Origin of the sequence: Caldimonas brevitalea (genome assembly GCF_001017435.1) — a bacterium.
In the GTDB taxonomy this organism is placed as follows: domain Bacteria; phylum Pseudomonadota; class Gammaproteobacteria; order Burkholderiales; family Burkholderiaceae_C; genus Caldimonas; species Caldimonas brevitalea.
Map to the genome: position 1 here is coordinate 41,715 of NZ_CP011371.1, position 16,796 is coordinate 58,510.

Genomic DNA, 16,796 nt, shown 5'->3' on the forward strand with positions numbered 1-16,796 from the left:
CAAAAGCACCGGATTCGCGCCGAATCTGCACGCCCCCCGAAACCAGGGGCTGCACAAGAGCGATACAACCCGACACCATCGCGCCTGGAATAGCGGGTGGGGGTGGACTAATGCGCGGCTGCGCGGGCCCTCACCGTCACACCGGTTCGAGGGGCATCACCGTCGGACCGACCACCATCACAAGAGGTCCGGGACGATGGATCCTATACAGGGTGCAAGGCGGCGCTGTGCGGCACAGGCGAGGGGCCGGGCGAAGAGTTGCGGCGCAGCGACGGCTGCCGGGTCGGACCGGTCGGGATGCGACCTCGCGCGGAAGCTTGCACATCGGCGACATCCGGATGCTGCGCTGCGTTCGCTTGCCGGGCCAGCGCGTGGCGCCGACGGAGTGGTCGCGTGAACGATCGCCTGTCGCTGTACAGCTTGCCGATGCCGCTCGCGTCCGTCGACGCGCCCGTCCTGGTGCTCCAGGCCGCCGTCGTGCGCTCGGCCGATGGCCGCCGGTCCGCCGCATGGACCGGTGTGGCTCTGGCCGCCGCCGTGTTCACGCTAGGGGGTGCCCTCACCTACTCGCTCTGGACCAGCGGCATCAGACCACTTGCCGGCGCGGCCCCGTGGATCACACCCGCGGCGCTCGGCGCCGGCTGGCTGCTGTGGCTGCTGTTTGCCCTGTCGGTCGGGTCCTTGCCGTTGTGGCTGCATGAGCGGCGCCGGGCATCGGGCCCGCTCGGCACGCTGCGGGACGTGCGCATCGCCGTCAGCAGCGCCGGCCTCGACATTGCAGGGCTGGGACCGCTGCCGTGGTCGGGTCTGCTGGCGGTGCACACCTTCGACGACGAACGCGGCGAGGCGCAGGCGGTCGAGCTGCGCACCCGCGAGCACGGCCGCTTGATCCTGCAGGGCGACGGGCCTGAGTTCGAAGCCGCCGAGCCACTGCTGGAGGCCATTGCGCGGCACCGCGGGACCGCGTATGGCGTCTGCAGGGTGCGGGCAGCCTGAGCCGGGCCACAGCTTCGCGACGCGTCAGCGGCCGCGTGCGACCGGCGTCCGGAAGGTGATGGAGTAGCGCAACGACGGCGTGGGTGCCACGCTGTGCTGCCAGCCCCAGCGCGCCTCGCCTTGCAGCACATAGGCCGAGCGCGGCGCCAGCTCGATCGTGAGGACGTCCTGCTTGCGCGGCTGCACCGGCGGGTAGCGGCGAAACCGCATGCGGCAGCTGCCGAGCAGCGAGACGCCGACCACCACCTCGAAGTCCGGCACATCGCGGTGCCAGCCGAGCGGCGTCCCGGGCTGGTATTCGGCCACCAGGGCATTGCTGAAGGCGTCGGGCTGCAAGCCGCTCCATGCCGCGACTTGCGCCTGCAGCGGCCGCAGCACGTCGGGCAAGGCCTGCGCCGGCTGCAGATGGTGGTCGTCGAAGTCGTACTGGCTGCCGTAGCTGGCCACTCGCCGTCGCGCGGTGTAGCCCTTGTAGCGGGCTTCCTCGAGCGGCAAGGCCGAGACGATCTCGAGCAGTTCGCCTTCTTGCGCCGGCGTCAGGAAGCCGGCCTGGTAGACCAGGCCGTTGGGCAGCACGGCTGGCGTGTCGAACAGCTCGGACTGGTCGTGTGTCTGGGTGGCGGGTGAGCGCGGCGGCATGGCCCTTGTGTCACAGCAGGGCGTGTGCCGCGGATGGCTTGGACAATGCAGAGACGCGGGCCCGGCGGGCGCCACCCCGTCGACTCAATTGCGGAACAGCTTCAATGCCGCGTACTGCAGCAGCATGATGGTCTTGGCGTCCTTGATCTCACCCCGGTCGATCATCGCGAGGGCGTCGTCGATGTCGACCTCCAGCACCTCGATGTCCTCACCCTCGGCGTGCAGGCCACCTCCCTCGTGCTGCTTGGCGTCGCGGTCGTAGGTGGCAATGAAGAAGTGCACCAGTTCCGTGACCGAACCCGGGCTGCTGTAAGCCTCGAACACCTTGTGCACCTCGTGCACCCGGTAGCCCACTTCTTCTTCGGCTTCCGCGCGCACCCGTTCCTCGGGCGCCGCGCCTTCCAACAGCCCCGCCGGGGTCTCGATCAGCAGGTCGTCGAGCCCGTTGACGAAGGCGGGGTAGCGGAACTGCCGGGTGAGGATGACGGTGCGTTGTGCCGGGTGGTAGAGCAGCAGCGTGACCGCGTTGCCGCGGTCGTAGGTTTCGCGTGTCTGGGTCTGCCACTCGCCGCTGCTGCGGCGGAAGTCGAAGGTGACCTTCTTCAGGACATAGTGGTCGTCCGACAGCAGTTTTTCTTCGCGCAGGCGGACGCGGTCTCGAATGCTCATGTGCAGGCCATGTGATCGTCTTGCCGCCAGCTTGCCCGAAGCAGACGCGTCGGTCGTGAGCAGATGTTGGTAGACCTGGCGTGTCTCGGCGTGTCGTGGGCCGGGCCACTGCTGCGTCAACCAGCCCCCACGAACCGCATCAGCAGCGGATGTCAAAAACAGAAGCGGATGCTCACTCGCGCTGGTCCGCCGTGGTGGCCTCTAGCCTGGCCGAGGCGCGCATCAGCACCCCTGCTTGCCACTCAAGTAAATGCAGAAGATCGTGGCCCGGCGGGAGCATCATCGAGTTTGTACTTTCTACAGAACCCCTGCCGACCATGTCCTATGCGAGCTCGCCACACGTGCTCCGGCACATGCCGGACGGGCGGGCCGTGCTGGTGGGCGAGCAGCAGATGTACCGCGCGCTCGACCAGCTGCCGGTACCCGCCTACGCCTGCGATGCCGCGGGCCTGATCACCTACTACAACGCCGAAGCGGTCGAACTGTGGGGCCGCGCACCGCGGCTGAACGACATGGCCGAGCGTTATTGCGGCTCGTACCGGCTGTACCAGCCGGACGGCGCCCCGCTGCCGCACGAGCACTGCTGGATGGCGCGTGCCTTGAGCGAGCAGCGCGAGTTCCGGGGCATGGAGGTGGTGATCGAACGCAACGACGGCAGCCGGCGCACGGCCCTCGCTCACGCCCGACCCTACCGCGGCCCTGCCGGCCAGGTGCGCGGCGCCGTCAACGTGATGGTCGACATCTCCGAGCGCAAGCAGACCGAGGCCGTGCTGCGGCGGGCCGACCGCCACAAGAACGAATTTCTGGCGATGCTCTCGCACGAGTTGCGCAACCCGCTCGCGTCGATACGCAACGGCTTGCACATCCTGCGCCTGAGCGGCGCCGGCGGCAGCACGCCCGAGGCCGAGACGGCCTGCGACACGATGGAGCGGCAACTTGCCCACACCGTGCGGCTGATCGACGACCTGCTCGACCTGACACGCATCACGCGTGGAAAGATCGAACTGCGACGCGAGCGTGTCGACCTGACGGACGTGGTGGGCGACGCGGTCGAGGCGAGCCGGGGGCCTCTGGAAGCGGCTGGCCACCGTTTTGAACTGGTGCCACCGCCGCACCCGCTGTTCGTCGACGGGGACCGTACCCGGCTGGCCCAGGTGGTGGGCAACCTGCTCATCAACAGCGCCAAGTACACTCCGCCGGGCGGGTGCATCACCCTGACGGTCGACTGTCAGGGTGGCCAAGCGGTGATCACGGTGCGAGACGATGGCATCGGCATCGAACCCGACGTGTTGCCACAAATTTTCGAGTTGTACATGCAAGGTGAACAATTGCCCCAGTCTTCCCAGCGTGGATTGGGCATCGGTCTGAGTCTGGTGCGGGGCCTGGTCTCGCTCCACGGCGGCCATGTGCACGCGCACAGCGACGGCCGGGGCAAGGGCAGCCAGTTCAGCGTGCAATTGCCGGTTGCCAGCCCGGTGGCCGACGACGGCCCGGACGATGGCAGCGGCACGGGGAGCGGCGGCCTGTCCAAATACCGCATCCTGGTCGTCGATGACAACCAGGATGCCGCGATCAGCCTCGCCGTCATGCTCAAGCTGATGGGCCACGAGAGCAGTACGGCGCACGACGGCCTCGAGGCGGTTTCGTTGACGGCGTCCACCGCGCCCCAGGTGGTGCTGCTCGACCTGGGCTTGCCCGGCATCAATGGCTACGAAGCCTGTCGCCGCATCCGTGCCCTGCCGGACGGCGGCCGGCCGGTGCTGATCGCCCTCACCGGCTGGGGCCAGGAAGACGACAAGCGGCGCTCCAAAGAGGCCGGCTTCGATTTCCATCTGGTCAAACCGGTCGACCCCGACGCGCTCGAAAAACTGCTTGCCGGGCTGGCGTTGCCGCCGGGCTGAGCAGGCCCTCGACCGTCAGTCCGAGACGGCCGCCGTCGCCGACACCCGGCGCAGGTCTTCGAGCCAGGCCGCATAGGCCTGCTCGCGCTCGGGCGAGCGCAGCCGCAGCAAGGCGGACGGGTGCAGCGTGATCAACACGCGCCGCCCGTCTGGGCGTGACAACCACTGGCCGCGCTCGGCCATCACCGGCACCGTGCGGCCCAGCAGCGAGCGCGCCGCCGTGGCGCCGAGTGCGACGATGGCTTCGGGCCGCACCGCCTCGATCTCGCTTTCCAGCCAGTGGTGGCAGGCTGCCGCTTCCCGCTGTGCCGGCGTCTTGTGGAGCCGTCGGGTGCCGCGCAACTCGTACTTGAAGTGCTTGACGGCGTTGGTGACATAGAGCCGCTCGCGCGGCCAGCCGAGTTCCGTCAGCGCCCGGTCGAGCAAACGGCCCGCGGGGCCGACGAAGGGCCGGCCGGCCTGGTCTTCCTGGTCGCCGGGCTGCTCGCCGACCAGCATCACGCGCGCTTGTACATCGCCCTCACCCCACACCGTCTGGGTCGCGTAGAAGCCCAGCGGACACTCGCGGCAGCCGGCGGCCTGCTCGCTCAGAGCGCGCAAGGCGCGCAAGCCGGCGCCCTTGCCATGCAACTCGACCTGGGGTGGGCGCGGCGGCGGGTCGAACGGAACGCCGGGTGGGGTCTCGCCAGCCGGCACCTCGAGCGGGGCGGGGGTCCCCCGCGGCGCACGGGGAGAGGTGGTCGTGGTTCGAGGCATGTGGGAGCCTTTCGACGGGCGACGGCCGTTCAGGCGCGCGCCGGGTTCGGTTTCACCGCACGCCTCGGCGGCCCGCCGAGCACCTGGCGCCGCATGTCCTCCACTTCCGGTGACAGCACGCGGCGCTGCCGCAGCACCCACGGCAGGCCGGCCAGGCTCTGCCGCAGCACGGCGGCCAGCTGGTCGGACGCGGCGGCTTCCCGCAGCACCCGGCGTGTCTCGTGCCACAGGCTGCTCCAGGGCAACCGCATCCAGGCGATCCACAAGGTGTTGCGGCTGTGCAGCACACGCCGCCCGCCAGCATCGCGGGAAGGCGAAGGATGGTGGTGGGTGACGACGTCGGCCGCATACACCATCTGCCAGCCATGCGAGGCGAGGTCGAGCCCCAGCAAACGCTCTTCGCAGCCGATGAACAGCCGGCGCTCGTAGCCGCCAGCGGCCCGGAAGGCGTCGGTGCGCATCACCACGGCGCCGGCCATGAAGCCGATCAAGGCGGGCCCTGGCAGGTCGTTCGCCTGCAACGGGCTGTGGGCCATGAAGCGGCAGGTCGGGTCCTCGCGCCCTTGCGGCCCCACCAGCACGCGCGCGGCGACGGCGGCGACGCGCGGGTGGGCGTCGAGCAGGTCGCCGGCGCGCTGCAAGGCGTCCGGGGCCCACCAGGTGTCGTCGTCGCAGAAGGCGACATAGGGCGTGCGCACCTGCTCCACACCGGCGTTGCGTCCGGCGGCGCCGAGGTTGTCGTCGCAGCGCACCAGCTGGACCTGCGGGAAGTCGTGGCGGATGCGGGCGCTGGTGCCGTCGGTGGAAGCGTTGTCGACGACGATCAGCGGCAGCCGTCCGGGCAGTGCGATCAAGTGTGCCAGCGTGCGCGACAACTCGTCGACGCGGTTGTGCGTCAGCACGACGATGCTGGTGCGCGGGTCAAACAGCACGATGGGGTTCCTTCATCTTCACCCGGTGCGTGGCCGCCAGCCGTTCGCGTTCGCGCGCTAGCGCCTCGGCACGCGATGTGGCCCGGCGGCTCGGCGCTGTGCGCTGTGCGGGCGGCGTGATCTGCCAATAGCGCTCGGCCGCCAGCACGTCGGCATAGCCGCCCTTGCCGAAGGCGCGCAGCTGGCTGGCATAGGCCTGGATGGCGCGCTGCTTGTCGGCCAGCGCCCCGCTGCGCTGCGGAAACGCGGGCGTCGCGCACACCTCGGCTTCGGCCAGCGCCAGCAAGCGCCGCTGCAGCAGGCCGGGCATGCGCCGGTACAAGGCATCCTCGTAGGCGAGCCACAGCAGCTGCGGACGTTGCCCGGCGACTTGCAAACAGGCCTCGTGCACCAGCGTATGGTCGGAATGGAACAGCCCCATCGGCATCACCACGGCGCCCGGCCGCAGTTCGTCGACCGCGGCCAGCAGGGCGCCGGCAATGTCGTCCGCGCTGGGTGTCTGCTCGTACTGGCTGTCCAGAAAGCTGAGCCAGACCGGCCGTGCGCCCAGCAGCGACAGCGCATCCCGGTCTTCCTCATGCCGCGAGGCCATCGCCTGCTGGCTGCTGCTGAAGCCACAGCGGGCGTCCCAGTCGGTGTTCAGCGCCTCGTCGCCGGGCGCGCCGGCAAACACGGTCAGCACGGTGCTGCCGGGGTGGGCGGCGAGCAACTGGCCGCAGGCGAACACGCCGTCGTCGAGATGTGGCGACACCACCAACAGGCGCTCTAGCGGAGGCAAAGCAGGCATGACAACAGCCCTCCTAGGAGATCTGGGCCTCTTTCGCGCAGCACACCGCATACCCGGCGACCCGGGTTGTCGCTTGGCGCCGGGCCGGCGGGGCGGCGGCCTGCGGTATCGATACGCTTCCAGCGCGGCAGGGCATCACCGGCCGGGCGGCGGGCGTATGCGGGTCTCGGCAGAATCACCGCCATGACCGGCGACCGCAGTTCCTTCGACGTCGGGGTGATTTCCGACACCCATGGCTTGCTGCGGCCTCAGGCGCTGGCCGCATTGGCCGGCTGCCGGCACATCCTGCACGGCGGCGACATCGGTGGCCCGGACATCCTCGAGCGATTGGCCGACATCGCTCCCGTCAGCGCGGTGCGCGGCAACAACGACCGAGGGGCGTGGGCCGAGCGGCTGCCGGAACAGTTGCGCCTCGAACTCGGCGGCGTGGTGTTTTTCATGCTGCACGACCTCGCCCAGCTGCCGCCGCTGCCGGACGGGGTGCAGGTGCTGGTGAGCGGGCACTCGCACAAGCCGCGGCTGCAGCAGCGCGATGGCGTGTGGTGGCTCAACCCGGGCAGTGCAGGGCCGCGCCGCTTCACACTGCCGATCAGCGTGGCGCGCGTCAGCGTCGGCGCGGCGGGACCCGAGCCGCGGCTGATCGAGCTGGCCCTGCCGGCGACCGCTACGGCGCGGCGCTAGCTAGCCCGCGTCAGGCCGGGGCGCGCAAGGTCAAGGTGCAGGTGTCGCCCGAGGCCTCGCGCCAGACACGCACCCAGGCCAGCTGGGGCACGCTGTCCGACAGTGCGCTGGCGATGTAGCTGCACAAACCTTCGAGCGTGGGCCGTGTCAGGCCCTCGACTTCGTCGAGCAAACGGTGGTCGAGTGCGTCGCGCACCGGATCGATGGCGCGGCGCAGATGGCCCAGGTCCATCACCATGCCGGTGTCCGCCTGCGGTGCGCCCCGCACGGCCACTTCGGCGAAATAGGTGTGGCCGTGGATACGACGGCTCGGCTCGGCGTCGACCTTACGTTCGAGCGTGTGGGCGGCTTCGAAAAAGAAGCGTTGGGTCAGTTCGTACTGCATGCGGGCTTACCGGATGTTCAACACTTTGTGCGTCTGCACGCTCAATCGCCAGCGCGGGTCCGTCAGGCAGTGCTGCACGGCCCATTCGGTGTTGCGCACGCGATCGGGCCCGTCCATGGCCTGCAGGAAGCGGTGTTCGAAAGGGAGTGTCGCGAGCGCGTCGAGGTCGAGGCCGGGTTGCGGCACCACCACCTTCAGCTCCTGGCCACGCGTCTGGTGCAGCGGCGCGCCGGCCTTGGGACTGACGCAAATCCAGTCGATGCCCTCGGGCGCGGCGATGCTGCCGTTGGTCTCGATGGCGATCTCGAAGCCGGCCTCGTGCAAGGCGTCGATCAGCGCCGTGTCGACCTGCAGCAGCGGTTCACCGCCGGTCAGCACCACCAGGCGGCGGCCACCACGCCCGGTCCACTGCCCCGCCACGGCGGCGGCCAGCGCCGCCGCGTCGGCATAACGCCCGCCGAAGGTGCCATCGGTGCCGACGAAATCGGTGTCGCAGAAGCGGCACACGGCCGAGGCCCGGTCGGCCTCACGGCCGCTCCAGAGGTTGCAGCCGGCAAAGCGGCAGAACACGGCAGGGCGCCCGGCATTGGCGCCCTCGCCTTGCAGGGTGTAGAAGATTTCCTTGACTTGGTAGGCCACGCGTCGCTCCAGGCACGCGCGGCAGCCTGGGCCCCGAGGCCCCGGACGGAAGCCGGGGCGGCGCGTGCGAATCCGATATTGTCGCCGCCCCGCGGGGGCGACGCCGCACACGTGCCACCCGGCCCGTCACAGGTTGCGGAATTCTTTCAGCAAACCGCCGCCCACGTCGAACTTGCGCGGGCCGGGTTCGCGCCAGACCACGCGCAGGATGTAGTCGCGCGGCGGGTCGCCTCCCAGGCAGCGGGCCATGTTGCCCGCCAGCACGCCGAACTGCACGTCCGATGCGTACTTCTTGTTCATGTTGACGCGATCGTTGAAGACGAAGCGCAGGTCGGTGTAGGTGACCGTATAGCCCTCGCCACTGCTGCGCCGCACGGCGCTGAAGCGGCCGCTGGCGCCGAAGTCGCCCACCGTGCGGTCGGTGCCGTGCAGCACCGCGTAGCCGCTGCGGTAGCCGCCGGTCTCACCGCCCACTTCGGCATGCCAGGTCAGCTGGAACTCGGCCTCATGGCGCCCGCCGTTCTGGTGCATCGGCATGCGCACGCTGTTCGACGCCGCATGCTCGGCCAGCCGCTCGGCGATCTGCTGCTGCAGGCCGGCGTCGGCTTGCATGTAGCGCGCCCATTTTTCGTTGTCGAACACCACCTCCGACGGCGCCTTGCCGCTGAACCACAAGTCGAAGATCTCTTGTGCATACGGGTCCATCGCCAACTGCGCACCCGAGTGCAGCATCTCGGCCGTGGTGGGAAACAGGGCGGAACTGCAGGTCGGGCCCGGCGGCTTGCCGGCCTGCCGTGTGAGAGTGCCGCGATCGACGATGGGACGCTGTGCGGGCCCGCCGAGGGGGCCGCGACTACCGGTGTGACGGGGATGGCTCATATCTGCTCCAAGCGGCCGCGAGCTTAATGAAGCTCGCCGGGCGCCGCCATCCCTACCATGCACCGCCCGGTGGCCGCCTAACATAGTAGTGAGGTGCCGGCGCTGTTCGGCCGCCGCTCACGTCTCATCCCTCTCAAAAGGATCTCGCGATGAAAGCCATCTGGAACAACACCGTGGTCGCCGAAAGCAACGACACCGTGGTCATCGAAGGCAACCACTACTTTCCCGAAACCGCGGTCTGCCGTGACTACCTGATGCCCAGCAACACCCGCACGAGCTGCTCGTGGAAGGGCACCGCGCACTACTACAACCTGCTGATCGACGGCAACGCCAACCCGGACGCGGTCTGGTACTACCCCGAACCCAAGGACGCGGCCGCGTCGATCAAGGGCCGCGTGGCGTTCTGGAAGGGGGTTCAGGTGGTGGAATGAGCGTCGGACGGCCGTCCGGAAGGCGCTCGCACCGCAGTGTTTGGCACGGAGGTTAGCGAGTCAGCACTTCGGCCACACGCTCGCGCAGGACCGGCAACAGCTCGGCCTCGAACCACGGGTGCCGGCGCACCCACAGCTGGTTGCGCGGGCTCGGGTGCGGCAGCGGGATGACCGTCGGCAGGTGCTCGCGCCAGCCCTGCACCACCTCGGTCACGCCGCGTCCGGCGTCGCTCAGATGCCAGCTCTGCGCATAACGCCCCACCACCAGGGTCAGTTGGAGTTGCCGCAGCGGCTGCAGCAAACGTGTGCGCCACTGAGGTGCGCACTCGCGGCGCGGCGGAAGGTCGCCCTGGCGCGCCGAGCCGGGGAAACACAATCCCATCGGCACGATGGCGATGCGGCGGGCGTCGTAGAAGGTGGCGCGGTCGACGCCCATCCAGTGGCGCAGTCGTTCGCCGCTGGCATCGTTGAAGGGAATGCCGGTCTCATGCACCTTGCGGCCCGGCGCCTGCGCGGCGATCAGGATGCGCGCGTCGGGGTGCAGCTGCAGCACCGGCCGCGGGCCATGCGGCAAATGGGCCGCGCACAGCGTGCAGCCCTGCACGTCGGCGAGCAGCCGGGCGATCTCATCCATGTCGGACAGGCACCGACCGGCACAGCGGTTGCCGACGAGGCGAAGCGTGGCGGGACTGCGTCGACCCTGCGGGTTGCACGGCAGCCGGCCCCTCACAACAACCGGGAGAGTACGTGATGAAGCCCAAGCTGAAACCTCTGAACCAACAAACCATCGTCATCACCGGCGCCACCAGTGGCATCGGGCTGGCCACCGCCTTGATGGCGGCGCAGCGCGGTGCCAACGTGCTGCTGGTGGCGCGCGACGAACAGGCGCTCGCCGAGGCCAACCGGCAGATCGTCGCCGAAGGCGGCCGCGCCATGTACGTGGTCGCCGACGTCGGGCGACGCGAAGACCTGCAGCTGGTGGCCGACACCGCGATCGAGAATTTCGGCGGTTTCGACACCTGGGTCAACAACGCGGGCGTGTCGATCTGGGGCAAGCTCGAAGACGTGCGGGACCGCGACGGCCAACGTTTGTTCGAGACCAATTTCTGGGGTGTGGTGTACGGCTCGCTCATCGCCGCAGCCCATCTGCGCGAGAAAGGCGGCGCCATCATCAACCTGGGCAGCATGGCATCGGACCGCGCCGTGCCGCTGCAAGGCCTCTACAGCGCGAGCAAACACGCGGTCAAAGGTTTCACCGACAGTCTGCGGGTGGAGCTGGAAGACGACCGGGCACCGGTCTCGGTGACGCTCATCAAGCCGGCCTCGATCGCAACGCCTTTTACCGATCACGCCAAGAATTACACCGAGTTCGAGCCCAAGCTGGCGCCGCCGGTGTACACGCCCGAAATGGTGGCCGAGGCCATCCTGCACGCGGCGCAGCACCCGAAGCGCGACGTCTTCGTCGGCAGCGCCAGCAAGATGATGGGCAGCATGAGCCCGCATGCGCCGCGTCTGCTCGATTGGATCAGTCGCAAGGTCTTGATCAACGCCCAGTTGCGTGACGAACCGGCGCAACGCCAGGGCAGCAACCTTTATGAACCGAATGGCGGCGGCCAGGTGCGCGGGCGCCACCCCGGCCAGCTGACACGTCCCAGCCTCTACACCCAGGCCGTGCTGCATCCCAAGAGCACCGCGGTGGTCGCGCTGGCGGCGGTCGCGGCCTTGGCGCTGTGGGGCCGGGGTCCGGCAGCGCGCTTGCGCCGCTCCTGACCTGCACCACCGGTGGCCGCCTCAGCGGCGGCCACCTTCATGCCAGCGGGGCGGCCTTGTCGGTCTGCTCGGGCACCGCCTCGCGCGGGCGACCTTCGCGGCGCAGTCGCATCTGCAGTGCGAGCATCTCCTCGCCGAGCGTCGCCCGGCGCGGTGCGTCGAGCAGCTGCTTCACCTTGGGGAACAGGTTCTCTTCCTCTTCCTTGTGGTGGTGTTCGGTCTGCTCCTTCAGCACCTTGAACTTCGGCTCGAAGGTTTGGTCGTCGGGCTGCAGCGCCATCAGGTCGGCGAGCAGACGCTTGAGCGAGAGATGTTCTTCGAGCGACTCCAGCAGGATGTCTTCGGTGCGTTGCGCCTTCACGGCCGGGTAGAAAACCTGCTCCTCCGAGGCGACGTGCACCGTCAGGTGATCGGCCACTTCGGCGAACAGCCGACGTTGCGCTTCGGTGTCGTCGGCCTCGGTCCAGGCCTTCATGCGCGACTCGAGTTCTCGGTGCTGGCGGGTGAGCAGGTCGATGGCGTCCATGGTGGGTGCTGCAGGTGTTGATCGTGTCGTGGGAGTGGGTGTACAACGTGGCCGCTGGCCGTGAAACGCCATAGCAGATGGTGTGCCCGCACCCTTCCCCCTCCCCCTCGATGCCTGCCCTGAGCCGTCTCCACCACCGCCGCCTGCGCGACATTTACCGATCGGCCGGCTGGCCGTGCCTGGACGTGATCGAGGTCGAGCTGCTCGCCGAGGGCCTGCTCGAGCGGGTGCCGGCGGCCGATGGCCGTGAATGGCTGCGGGTCACCGAAGCCGGGCTGCAGGTGCTCGCGCAGGCCCTGCAACGCAACCGGGCGGCCTATGACCTGCACGAGATGCTGGTCGAACGGGTCGCGCAGCAACTGCTGCGCGACGGGCGGCTGGCGTGGCGCGGCCTCGGGTTGCGGGCCAAGGTGGCGGGGTCGCGGGTGGAACTGGCCCCCGCCGAGCCCGCCTTGCCGCTGTTGCCGGACCTGGAAGACTGCGGCGCCCCCGGGCCGGAGGGCCGCTGGTGCATGGCCCGGCCGGACGTCTACTCGGTGCGGCACACCAGCGTCGAGGCCTACCTCGATCCGGTCGTGCACGAGATCAAGGTGCGGCGCTCCGACCTGCTGGCCGACCTCAAGCGGCCTGACAAGCGCGCCGCCTACCTGGCCCTGTGCCGCGAGTGCTACTACGTGATCGCCCAAGGCATCGCCGAGCCCGACGAGGTGCCGCCCGAATGCGGCGTCATCGTGGCGCAGGGCAAGACCTTCGAAGGGCCGCTGGTGGTGGCACGCCAGGCGCCCAAGCGGGCCGCCTTCGAAGATGGCCGATTGCCGTTCGGCGTCTGGATGGCGTTGGCGCGTGCGGTGCCGGTGGAGGCGACGCTGCAGGCCTGGCAGCTGTCGCTCGGCGACCCCGGTGTCGCCTAGCCGAGCCGCAAGGCCGCCGCCAGCGGCAAAACGGGGGTCGCTATACCATGGTCGCTTCTTCGTTTTCGTCGCTGGTTTGCCATGACTGCTGCTGCTACGCCCGTCTATTTCTGGGAAGACTTTGCGCCCGGCTCGGTTCGCGAGTTCGGCGGCCTGAAGGTCGACAAGGAAGCGGTGCTCCGCTTCGCCAGCGAGTTCGACCCGCAGCCTTTTCACCTCGATGAAGAGGCCGCCAAGCAGTCCTTGTTCGGCGGCCTGGCCGCCAGCGGATGGCACACCTGCGCGATGGTGATGCGGATGATGTGCGACAACTATCTGCTCAAGGCGGCCAGCCTCGGCTCACCCGGCATCGAGAAGCTGCAGTGGCTCAAGCCGGTTTACCCCGGCGACGTGCTGCGGGTGCGCATGACCGTGCTCGAGGCCCGGCCGATGAACAGCAAGCCCCATGTCGGCCTGGTGCGCAGCCAGTGGGAGGCGCTGGCGACGCGGGCCGACGGCAACGAGGAGGTGGTGTTGCGCATGGAGGGCTGGGGCATGTTCCGCCGCCGTGAGGTCAGCGAAGCCGCCGCCTGAGAGGAGCGGCAAGCCCTGGGCGGGCACCAGGGCACTCCGTCCGCGGTGCTTGCGCTTACCATGATCCATCCTTGCAGGACTGTCACGCACCGCCATGCCCGTCGATCCCACCCTCCGTTCGCTCAACATCGACCTGCCCGCCCAGCCCCAGGTGCTGATGCAGCTGTCGCTGCTGCTCGCAGAGGAGCAGGTCGACTTCAAGGCCATGGGCAGCCTGATCGAGGGCGACATGGCACTGGCCGCAGCGGTGCTGAAGGCGCTCAACTCGCCGCTCTACGGCCTGCGCCAGCCGGTGCGCACGGTGCAGCAGGCGATCCAGTACCTGGGCACCAGCGAGGTCGCCGCCATCACCTTCGAGATGGGCTTGCGTTCGGTGTTTCCGGCCTCGCCCGAGCTGGACGCGCTGTGGTTCCGCGCCAACCGCCGCGGCATGCTGATGGCCCTGATGGCGCGCCGCCTGGGCATGCAGAGTTTTGCCGCCCACTCCGCCGGCCTGTTTGAAGAATGCGGCAAGGCGGTGATGTTCAAGCATGCGCCCGAGCAATACGGCGCGATGCTGAAAAACGCACCCAGCGATGACCTGTTGGTGTTGCAGGAAATGCAAACCTACGGCGTCAGCCATGACGCCCTCGGCGCCGCCTTGTGCGAGACCTGGATGCTGACCCCCGCGGCCATCACCTGCGTGCGCTACCACGTGGTGGTGCAGTCTGGCGGTGAATGGCCCGACAAGCCGGGCGCCCGCCCGCTGTGCGCGTTGTCGGCGGTCGCACATTACTTGCTGCGTGCTCCTGAGGCGGTCGATGCTGCAGTGCGGGCCGCCGCGACCCTGGGCGAGCTGGATGAAGCACGGTTGATGGAGGCTGCGCACGACGCTCATGCGGTGATGCGTGCTGCCTGATGGAACAAATCGGGTGTTATTGACGCTTCAGCGACAGATCCTCAGGTGAAATACGAGTGCCGTCGGGTTGCGACCGGTGCGATCCTCGGGCGGACCACTTCTCTCCTCCGAAGAACATAGGACTCCATACATGCAACGTCGACAAATGCTCAAGGTGCTGGGCGCTTCCGCGGTCTCGCTCGGCGCCGCGGGCGGCTCGCGGGCGCAGACCTTCCCGTCCCAGCCCATCAAGCTGATCATCGCCTTCCCGGCCGGTGGCCCGACCGACATCACGATGCGCGTGCTGGCCGAGAACGCCGGCAAGATCCTGGGCCAGACCGTGGTGGTCGAGAACCGTCCCGGCGCCGGCGGCACGCTGCCGGCGACTGCGCTGCAGAACGCCCAGCCCGATGGCTACACCATCGGCCAGACGCCGCTGGGGGTGTTCCGCCTGCCCTACACCACCAAGATCAACTGGGACCCGGTCAAGGACCTGACCTATCTGCTGTGCGTCACCGGCTATTCGTTCGGCATCGTCGTGCCGGCCGAGTCGCCGCTGCAGTCGTGGACCCACTTCGTCGCCTGGGCCAAGGCCAACCCCGGCCGCCTCACCTACGGCTCGACCGGCCAGCTGACCAGCCCGCACCTGACGATGGAAGACATCGCCCGCCGTGTCGGCATCAAGCTCAACCACGTGCCGTATCGCGGCAGCGCGCAGCTGATGCCGGCCCTGCTCGGTGGCGAGATCATGGCCGCAGCCGACTCCACCGGCTTCGCGCCGCACGTCCAGGCGGGCAAGCTCAAGGTGCTCAACACCTGGGGCGCCAAGCGTTTGCCGACCTTCCCGAACGTGCCGACGTTGAAGGAGCTGGGCATCGACATCGTGCAGACCTCGCCTTATGGCCTGGCCGCGCCCAAGGGCATGAACCCCAAGCTGGTGAAGACGCTGCACGACGCCTTCAAGAAGGCCATGGAGATGCCCAACCACAAGGAAGCGTTGGCGAAGTTCGACCAGGAACTGATCTACATGAGCTCGGCGCAATACAGCAAGTTCGCCGAAGAGACCTTCAAGAAGGAAAAGGCGATCATCGAGTCGCTGGGGCTGGCCAAGGCCACCTGAAGGCGGCGCTCGCGCCACGACAAAAAGGCCGCTCTCGCGGCCTTTTTTCTTTTCTTGCGCCCGAGGTGCCGAGGGCCGGCCCTGCGCGGCTGGTTCAATCGACCTTGGCGCCCGACACCTTCACCACCTCGGCCCACTTGCGGGTTTCGCTGCCGATCAGCTTGGCGAACTCGGCCGGCCCGATGCCGCTCGGGATCGCGCCTTGTGCGAGCAACCGCTCCTTGAGGGCTGGCGAAGCGAGCGCCTTTGCGGTCTCCTGGTGCAGCCGCTGCACCACCTCGGCGGGCGTGCCGGCCGGCACCAGCAGCCCGAACCAGGAGCTGGCTTCATATCCTTTCACCGGGCCGGCTTCCTCGACCGTCGGCACGTCGGGCAGCACCTCCGAACGTTTGCCGCTGGTCACCGCCAGTGCCTTGAGCTTGCCGGCCTTGATATGCGGCAAGGCCGAGGGCAGGTTGTCGAACATCACGTCGACATTGCCGCCGATCAGATCCATCAAGGCCGGGCCCGAGCCGCGATACGGGAAGTGCAGCATATAGGTCCCGGTCATCGACTTGAACAACTCGCCCGACAGGTGGATCGAGGTGCCGTTGCCGCTCGAGGCCATGTTGAGCTTGCCCGGGTGGGCGCGCGCGTAGCGGATCAAGTCGGGCACGCCGTTGATCTTGTAGGCCTGTGCCTTGGCCGGGTTGATCACCAGCACGTTGGGCACGCCGGCCACCAGCGTCACCGGTGCGAAGTCCTTGATCGGGTCGTAGGGCAGCTTGGGGTAGAGCGACTGGTTGATGCCGTGGGTGCCCACCGTGCCCATCAACAAGGTATGCCCGTCGTTCGGCGCCCGGGCCACATCAGCGGCACCGAGGTTGCCGCCGGCGCCGGGCTTGTTCTCGACCACCACCGGTTGCCCGAGCGACTTGCTCAGCTCGGGCGCGAGCGCTCGTGCCAGCAAGTCGGTGGTGCCGCCGGGCGCAAAGGGCACGACGAGGCGGATCGGTTTGGCGGGCCATGCGGCGGTCTGGCTCCAACCGAAGCCGGGCGCGAGCAGGCTGGCCATACCGCACAAGCTGGCCTGCAACCAGTGGCGTCTGCGTCGGATCTGCATCGTAGAACTCTCCTGATCGGCAAAGGGTTGTGGTCCAGTGTGCGCAGACCGCGCGCCGACGACCACTCGGGCTATCCCCGCGCACGACGGAAATGGGTGCGCATCGCGCGCGGCGGTTTTGCAGGGCGGGCCGCGAGTGCCGCCGGGCCCGCCTGGCGGTGGCGCACCGAACAGCCCTCGGGCGAGCCTGCCTGTCGGATCGCGACTTGCAGAGGTGACGGT

Annotated in this window: 20 protein-coding genes; 9 read left to right on the forward strand and 11 right to left on the reverse strand. The window is 68.7% G+C overall.

The window, feature by feature from the left end; translation table 11 throughout:
• The first annotated feature begins 393 nt into the window (after positions 1-393).
• Positions 394-996, forward strand: a complete 603-nt coding sequence (locus AAW51_RS00165; protein WP_047193000.1) for a hypothetical protein — start codon at positions 394-396, stop codon at positions 994-996.
• A gap of 24 nt (positions 997-1,020) precedes the next feature.
• Here AAW51_RS00165 and AAW51_RS00170 read toward each other — a convergent pair whose 3' ends face one another.
• On the reverse strand, positions 1,021-1,635 hold the full coding sequence (locus tag AAW51_RS00170) for an alpha-ketoglutarate-dependent dioxygenase AlkB (protein WP_047193001.1): 615 nt from the start codon (positions 1,633-1,635) through the stop codon (positions 1,021-1,023).
• An 84-nt stretch (positions 1,636-1,719) separates the two neighbouring features.
• Positions 1,720-2,304 carry an NUDIX domain-containing protein gene (locus AAW51_RS00175; RefSeq protein WP_047193002.1) on the reverse strand — a complete coding sequence of 195 codons (585 nt, stop codon included), beginning with the start codon at positions 2,302-2,304 and terminating at the stop codon, positions 1,720-1,722.
• 317 nt (positions 2,305-2,621) lie between these two features.
• On the opposite strand from AAW51_RS00175, the gene AAW51_RS00180 reads away from it, so the two are divergent.
• A complete protein-coding gene (locus AAW51_RS00180; protein ID WP_169787957.1) occupies positions 2,622-4,205 on the forward strand; it encodes a hybrid sensor histidine kinase/response regulator in 1,584 nt (527 codons plus the stop codon).
• Positions 4,206-4,220: 15 nt separating this feature from the next.
• Here AAW51_RS00180 and AAW51_RS00185 read toward each other — a convergent pair whose 3' ends face one another.
• The 3 genes from AAW51_RS00185 to AAW51_RS00200 are packed head-to-tail and all read right to left on the reverse strand — an operon-like array spanning position 4,221 to position 6,680.
• Complete coding sequence (locus AAW51_RS00185) at positions 4,221-4,961, reverse strand: UdgX family uracil-DNA binding protein (protein ID WP_083437959.1); 741 nt, start codon at positions 4,959-4,961, stop codon at positions 4,221-4,223.
• 29 nt (positions 4,962-4,990) lie between these two features.
• Positions 4,991-5,893, reverse strand: a complete 903-nt coding sequence (locus AAW51_RS00195) for a glycosyltransferase family 2 protein (protein ID WP_335337652.1) — start codon at positions 5,891-5,893, stop codon at positions 4,991-4,993.
• A complete protein-coding gene (locus AAW51_RS00200) occupies positions 5,883-6,680 on the reverse strand; it encodes a PIG-L deacetylase family protein (protein ID WP_053013213.1) in 798 nt (265 codons plus the stop codon). Before AAW51_RS00200 ends, AAW51_RS00195 begins: the two co-directional genes overlap by 11 nt.
• Positions 6,681-6,863: 183 nt before the next feature.
• On the opposite strand from AAW51_RS00200, the gene AAW51_RS00205 reads away from it, so the two are divergent.
• Entirely contained in the window at positions 6,864-7,361 is a 498-nt protein-coding gene (locus AAW51_RS00205; protein ID WP_047193006.1) for a metallophosphoesterase family protein, read from the forward strand.
• 10 nt (positions 7,362-7,371) lie between these two features.
• On the opposite strand, the gene AAW51_RS00210 is transcribed toward AAW51_RS00205, so the two are convergent.
• From AAW51_RS00210 to AAW51_RS00220, 3 genes are all read right to left on the reverse strand, one after another.
• Positions 7,372-7,746, reverse strand: a complete 375-nt coding sequence (locus AAW51_RS00210) for a 6-pyruvoyl trahydropterin synthase family protein (RefSeq protein WP_047193007.1) — start codon at positions 7,744-7,746, stop codon at positions 7,372-7,374.
• A 6-nt stretch (positions 7,747-7,752) separates the two neighbouring features.
• Positions 7,753-8,385, reverse strand: coding sequence for a 7-carboxy-7-deazaguanine synthase (queE, locus tag AAW51_RS00215; RefSeq protein WP_047193008.1), 633 nt, complete (start codon positions 8,383-8,385; stop codon positions 7,753-7,755).
• A 126-nt stretch (positions 8,386-8,511) separates the two neighbouring features.
• On the reverse strand, positions 8,512-9,264 hold the full coding sequence (locus tag AAW51_RS00220) for a hypothetical protein (protein ID WP_047193009.1): 753 nt from the start codon (positions 9,262-9,264) through the stop codon (positions 8,512-8,514).
• A gap of 149 nt (positions 9,265-9,413) precedes the next feature.
• Here AAW51_RS00220 and AAW51_RS00225 point away from each other — a divergent pair, with 149 nt between their 5' ends.
• The gene (locus AAW51_RS00225) at positions 9,414-9,695 is read left to right on the forward strand and encodes a DUF427 domain-containing protein (RefSeq protein ID WP_047193010.1); all 282 of its coding nucleotides are present in this window, start codon (positions 9,414-9,416) and stop codon (positions 9,693-9,695) included.
• A 52-nt stretch (positions 9,696-9,747) separates the two neighbouring features.
• On the opposite strand, the gene AAW51_RS00230 is transcribed toward AAW51_RS00225, so the two are convergent.
• Positions 9,748-10,329: a uracil-DNA glycosylase family protein gene (locus AAW51_RS00230; protein ID WP_047193011.1), complete on the reverse strand. Its 582-nt coding sequence runs from the start codon at positions 10,327-10,329 to the stop codon at positions 9,748-9,750.
• Positions 10,330-10,445: 116 nt separating this feature from the next.
• On the opposite strand from AAW51_RS00230, the gene AAW51_RS00235 reads away from it, so the two are divergent.
• Positions 10,446-11,465, forward strand: a complete 1,020-nt coding sequence (locus AAW51_RS00235; protein WP_047193012.1) for an SDR family oxidoreductase — start codon at positions 10,446-10,448, stop codon at positions 11,463-11,465.
• 37 nt (positions 11,466-11,502) lie between these two features.
• Here the strand turns inward: AAW51_RS00235 and AAW51_RS00240 are convergent, their stop codons facing one another.
• Positions 11,503-11,991, reverse strand: a complete 489-nt coding sequence (locus tag AAW51_RS00240) for a hemerythrin domain-containing protein (RefSeq protein WP_047193013.1) — start codon at positions 11,989-11,991, stop codon at positions 11,503-11,505.
• Positions 11,992-12,101: 110 nt separating this feature from the next.
• Between AAW51_RS00240 and AAW51_RS00245 the strand changes: the two genes are divergently transcribed.
• The 4 genes from AAW51_RS00245 (at position 12,102) to AAW51_RS00260 (ending at position 15,472) form a co-directional block, all read left to right on the forward strand.
• Complete coding sequence (locus AAW51_RS00245; protein ID WP_335337653.1) at positions 12,102-12,902, forward strand: hypothetical protein; 801 nt, start codon at positions 12,102-12,104, stop codon at positions 12,900-12,902.
• A gap of 81 nt (positions 12,903-12,983) precedes the next feature.
• Positions 12,984-13,475 (forward strand): MaoC family dehydratase, encoded by a 492-nt coding sequence (locus AAW51_RS00250; RefSeq protein ID WP_047193015.1) that lies wholly within the window; start codon positions 12,984-12,986, stop codon positions 13,473-13,475.
• Between the two features lie 94 nt (positions 13,476-13,569).
• Complete coding sequence (locus AAW51_RS00255; protein ID WP_047193016.1) at positions 13,570-14,373, forward strand: HDOD domain-containing protein; 804 nt, start codon at positions 13,570-13,572, stop codon at positions 14,371-14,373.
• Between the two features lie 130 nt (positions 14,374-14,503).
• Entirely contained in the window at positions 14,504-15,472 is a 969-nt protein-coding gene (locus tag AAW51_RS00260) for a Bug family tripartite tricarboxylate transporter substrate binding protein (protein WP_047193017.1), read from the forward strand.
• 94 nt (positions 15,473-15,566) lie between these two features.
• On the opposite strand, the gene AAW51_RS00265 is transcribed toward AAW51_RS00260, so the two are convergent.
• Positions 15,567-16,574 (reverse strand): Bug family tripartite tricarboxylate transporter substrate binding protein, encoded by a 1,008-nt coding sequence (locus AAW51_RS00265; RefSeq protein ID WP_083437960.1) that lies wholly within the window; start codon positions 16,572-16,574, stop codon positions 15,567-15,569.
• Between the last annotated feature and the right edge of the window lie 222 nt (positions 16,575-16,796).

Bases quoted from the DNA above. Each gene is read 5' to 3' on its own strand.
- AAW51_RS00170 (WP_047193001.1), bottom strand. From the start codon at position 1,635: ATGCCGCCGCGCTCACCCGCCACCCAGACACACGACCAGTCCGAGCTG.
- AAW51_RS00175 (WP_047193002.1), bottom strand. From the start codon at position 2,304: ATGAGCATTCGAGACCGCGTCCGCCTGCGCGAAGAAAAACTGCTGTCG.
- AAW51_RS00180 (WP_169787957.1), top strand. From the start codon at position 2,622: ATGTCCTATGCGAGCTCGCCACACGTGCTCCGGCACATGCCGGACGGG.
- AAW51_RS00185 (WP_083437959.1), bottom strand. From the start codon at position 4,961: ATGCCTCGAACCACGACCACCTCTCCCCGTGCGCCGCGGGGGACCCCC.
- AAW51_RS00200 (WP_053013213.1), bottom strand. From the start codon at position 6,680: ATGCCTGCTTTGCCTCCGCTAGAGCGCCTGTTGGTGGTGTCGCCACAT.
- AAW51_RS00205 (WP_047193006.1), top strand. From the start codon at position 6,864: ATGACCGGCGACCGCAGTTCCTTCGACGTCGGGGTGATTTCCGACACC.
- AAW51_RS00210 (WP_047193007.1), bottom strand. From the start codon at position 7,746: ATGCAGTACGAACTGACCCAACGCTTCTTTTTCGAAGCCGCCCACACG.
- AAW51_RS00220 (WP_047193009.1), bottom strand. From the start codon at position 9,264: ATGAGCCATCCCCGTCACACCGGTAGTCGCGGCCCCCTCGGCGGGCCC.
- AAW51_RS00225 (WP_047193010.1), top strand. From the start codon at position 9,414: ATGAAAGCCATCTGGAACAACACCGTGGTCGCCGAAAGCAACGACACC.
- AAW51_RS00230 (WP_047193011.1), bottom strand. From the start codon at position 10,329: ATGGATGAGATCGCCCGGCTGCTCGCCGACGTGCAGGGCTGCACGCTG.
- AAW51_RS00235 (WP_047193012.1), top strand. From the start codon at position 10,446: ATGAAGCCCAAGCTGAAACCTCTGAACCAACAAACCATCGTCATCACC.
- AAW51_RS00240 (WP_047193013.1), bottom strand. From the start codon at position 11,991: ATGGACGCCATCGACCTGCTCACCCGCCAGCACCGAGAACTCGAGTCG.
- AAW51_RS00245 (WP_335337653.1), top strand. From the start codon at position 12,102: ATGCCTGCCCTGAGCCGTCTCCACCACCGCCGCCTGCGCGACATTTAC.
- AAW51_RS00250 (WP_047193015.1), top strand. From the start codon at position 12,984: ATGACTGCTGCTGCTACGCCCGTCTATTTCTGGGAAGACTTTGCGCCC.
- AAW51_RS00255 (WP_047193016.1), top strand. From the start codon at position 13,570: ATGCCCGTCGATCCCACCCTCCGTTCGCTCAACATCGACCTGCCCGCC.
- AAW51_RS00260 (WP_047193017.1), top strand. From the start codon at position 14,504: ATGCAACGTCGACAAATGCTCAAGGTGCTGGGCGCTTCCGCGGTCTCG.
- AAW51_RS00265 (WP_083437960.1), bottom strand. From the start codon at position 16,574: ATGCAGATCCGACGCAGACGCCACTGGTTGCAGGCCAGCTTGTGCGGT.